General features: G+C 46.7%; 1 protein-coding gene. It reads left to right on the forward strand.

Annotated elements, in window-relative coordinates; all coding sequences use genetic code 11:
- Positions 1-39 precede the first annotated feature (39 nt).
- On the forward strand, positions 40-1,406 hold a 1,367-nt coding region (locus R7F67_RS24045; RefSeq protein WP_318057439.1), incomplete at its 3' end, for an enoyl-CoA hydratase-related protein.

A 1,406-nucleotide genomic window follows, 5' to 3' on the forward strand; every position in this document is an offset into this window, starting at 1 on the left:
GGGTGGTCTTGGCGCAGCAATGATTCTGGAGGTTGAGTAATGAGCGAGCAAAAAGCATTTAGCCTTAACGTTGATGAGCAGAACATTGCATGGTTAGCGATCGACGTACCGAATGAAAAGATGAACACGCTACAGGCGGCTTTTGCTGACGAAATGAAAGAAATTTTTGCTCAGCTAAAAGACTCCAGTTGCATCAAAGGGATGATCATTCACTCCTTAAAACCGGATAATTTTGTGGCAGGTGCCGATGTTCGTATGTTGGAGGCATGTACCACAGCGAATGAAGCACAAGCATTGGCAAAACAAGGTCAAGAGTTGTTCCAACAACTGTCTGACTTACCTTACCCTGTGGTTGCGGCTATTCATGGCCCATGTTTGGGCGGCGGTTTAGAGCTTGCGCTTGCATGTGATTACCGTGTTTGTACGGATTCCGATAAGACACGCTTAGGCTTACCAGAAGTTCAACTCGGCCTATTACCGGGTTCTGGCGGTACTCAGCGTTTGCCACGTTTGATTGGTCTGTTACCGTCATTGGACTTGATCCTGACGGGTAAACAGCTTCGCGCGAAGAAAGCCAAAAAACTGGGCGTTGTGGACGCGTGTGTCCCTGACACCATTTTGCTCGACGTAGCAAAACAGTTTATCGACAAAGGCAAGAACAAGGGCAAGAAAAAGCAATCGACGAAAGAGAAGTTGATGTCGGGCAGTGGGTTAGGTCGTAAGCTTGTTTTCGAACAAGCTGCGAAGAAAACCAACCAGAAGACCCGTGGCAACTATCCAGCAACGGTCGCGATTCTTGAAGTGATGCAACACGGTCTGGAAAAAGGCTTTGCACAAGGGCAAGAGCTTGAAGCGAAACGATTTGGTGAGCTTGTGATGAGCTCCGAATCGAAAGCATTGCGCTCTATCTTTTTCGCGACTACTGAAATGAAGAAGGAACACGGCACGGATGCACAGCCTGCAGCGGTTAAAAAAGTGGGTGTTCTTGGTGGCGGCTTAATGGGCGCTGGGATCAGTCATGTAACGGTTGCAAAAGCAAAAGTGCCTGTTCGAATCAAAGATGTGAGCAATGACGGTGTGTTGAATGCGCTTAACTACAACTACAAGTTGTTTGAGAAGCAGCGTAAACGTCGCATCCTGTCGAAAGCCGATTTACAGGCGAAGATGTTGCAACTGTCAGGTGGCGTAGACTTTACAAGTTACAACCACATTGATGTTGTGATCGAAGCGGTTTTCGAAGACTTGGATCTAAAACAACAGATGGTTGCGGACATTGAAGCAAACGCAAAATCTGAAACTATTTTTGCTACGAACACGTCTTCGTTACCAATCCACAAGATTGCAGAAAAGGCAGAGCGACCAGAAAACATCGTCGGTTTACATTACTTTAGCCCAGTAGAAAAAAT

The organism is Vibrio sp. YT-17 (assembly GCF_033337375.1).
GTDB classification, from domain to species: domain Bacteria; phylum Pseudomonadota; class Gammaproteobacteria; order Enterobacterales; family Vibrionaceae; genus Vibrio; species Vibrio alginolyticus.